Origin of the sequence: Pedobacter sp., from assembly GCF_045628745.1 — a bacterium.
In the GTDB taxonomy this organism is placed as follows: domain Bacteria; phylum Bacteroidota; class Bacteroidia; order Sphingobacteriales; family Sphingobacteriaceae; genus Pedobacter.
In genome coordinates, this window is the sequence record NZ_JAZQPU010000166.1 from 1 (window position 1) to 1,736 (window position 1,736).

General features: G+C 35.8%; 2 protein-coding genes and 1 pseudogene. 1 reads left to right on the forward strand and 2 read right to left on the reverse strand.

Annotated features, from left to right (window positions below; translation table 11 throughout):
• Nucleotides 1–362 (reverse strand): annotated as a pseudogene (locus ACR2F7_RS06630) (hypothetical protein); the annotation flags it as partial.
• A 324-nt stretch (nucleotides 363–686) separates the two neighbouring features.
• On the opposite strand from ACR2F7_RS06630, the gene ACR2F7_RS06635 reads away from it, so the two are divergent.
• Nucleotides 687–947: a hypothetical protein gene (locus ACR2F7_RS06635; RefSeq protein WP_432712796.1), complete on the forward strand. Its 261-nt coding sequence runs from the start codon at nucleotides 687–689 to the stop codon at nucleotides 945–947.
• A gap of 3 nt (nucleotides 948–950) precedes the next feature.
• Here the strand turns inward: ACR2F7_RS06635 and ACR2F7_RS06640 are convergent.
• The coding region (locus ACR2F7_RS06640) for a histidine decarboxylase (protein ID WP_432712797.1) at nucleotides 951–1,736 on the reverse strand (786 nt) is incomplete at its 5' end.

The following is a 1,736-nucleotide window of genomic DNA, read 5'->3' on the forward strand; positions in this document are numbered from 1 at the left end:
TCATATTTCCCAGAGATAACGGCATCAACGCCAAGGATTTTTGCGATTTCGTCTTTTGTATAGACACTCAAAGAATCGGTTAAGCCTTTTTTCTTAAGTAGTACATTTGTTTTTTCAACATCCTGAAATTCCACGGTATAACTGTCTGCTTTGCGCAGGAGGAAGGTGTACATACTCGATTGGATAGAGGTAGCCAAAGCTTGTTCTTTCTGCTTATTTGTTTCTAAATCGAAATTCTTTGGCAGTTTTTTGTAAGTTAGGCTAATCTGAAAAGGTAAAATTGCTACCGTTTTGTGTGATTTTACAGCTTCTTTTAGTTTTGGACTTTCAAATACTTGTTTGGCATTTTCATATTGTGCCATGGTTAATAAACTTGAACAGAGGAGCGTTAATAAGATTAGCGTTTTTTTTATTAGTTATCTTTAGATTTAATGCAATAATAATTAATTTATCGATAAATTATTAAATTATTCTTGAAGATAATTAAGATTTTAAGCTTTTAAATTATATTGGAAATTTCCATTGATATATGCTTGAAATATAGGTTGTTACTGTTATAGCATGTTTTAATGATCCAGCTCAAACCCAAGTCATTATATTGGCTGTATCTTTCTATTCCAAAATTTTGATTTTTCTCAAACGTATCTATTTGAATTTTCTGATCTTTGCTGAAAATTTAAAATAGAATGAAAGTACCAAACGACGATATGGTTTCCAACTGGCTAGCAGAAAAAGGAAATCCAGCCATAGAAAAGTTAACCAAAATAAATATTGAATCCGCTGGTAAAATAAGATCCATTTTAACAGAAAAAGGTTTTGACAGTGATACACTGGCGAATATTATTGACTTTCCAGTTTCTGAAGTTAATAAATGGTTAGATGGCAATCATAACTTTAGTGAGAAAACGCTGGGTGAGATTCATAGCATGGTAAAGGAGGCAATTTAAGCTTTATGCTACGACAGGCTGCGGTCGAAATTCATTTCTACAATTAATTAATTCTTCAATAAATTCATTGATCTGCTCTTTGGTGATATTCGGCATGCAAATGATATGAGAATTTCCACCTTCGGAGGCAAGTTGCCATTTACGTAGAATTTTAACGTCAGGCGTAGGGAAGTTAACGGTGATGGCGTTGATATTCCGCCATGCGGGTACCCCAATACTCAGCAGTCTTTCTACTGTATATTCAGCAATTTCCAAACAGCCCTCCGCCCGGTTTCTTAATCCCTGGATACCCAGTTTTTTGATGGTATACCAAAGGAAGATAGGGGTATGCCCATTTCTTGATCCTGATATTGTGGTATCAATAGATCCAATGTATGCCACTGATCTTGCAATCCTGTCGCGGTTTGACTTTTTAACCACAACAATACCACATGGCATTGGAGAGCCCAGAAATTTGTGTCCGCTAATAGCAATACTGTCTGCACCATCCTCAAAATCAAATGAGGGTCTTGGCTGAATTAATGCACTGTAACTTCCTGATAAAGCCGCATCAGAATGAATATAATAATGTCTGATAGCCAGTTTTTTGAGAATCAATTTTATTTTTCCTATATCATCCCTTGCCTCTGTCATGGTAGTGCCGATGTTGGCAAAGATAATAACGGGCATGTGCCTGTTCATCCGAATTGTATTTTCCAGGTCTTCATAGTCAATTTCCCCATTTTCCTGGCTGCTGATGGTGATATTTGGCATGTTCAATAGATGGAGGTTTTTTTGAACACTGTAATG

Coding starts and splice junctions, on each gene's coding strand:
- ACR2F7_RS06635 (WP_432712796.1), top strand. CDS start 687: ATGAAAGTACCAAACGACGATATGGTTTCCAACTGGCTAGCAGAAAAA.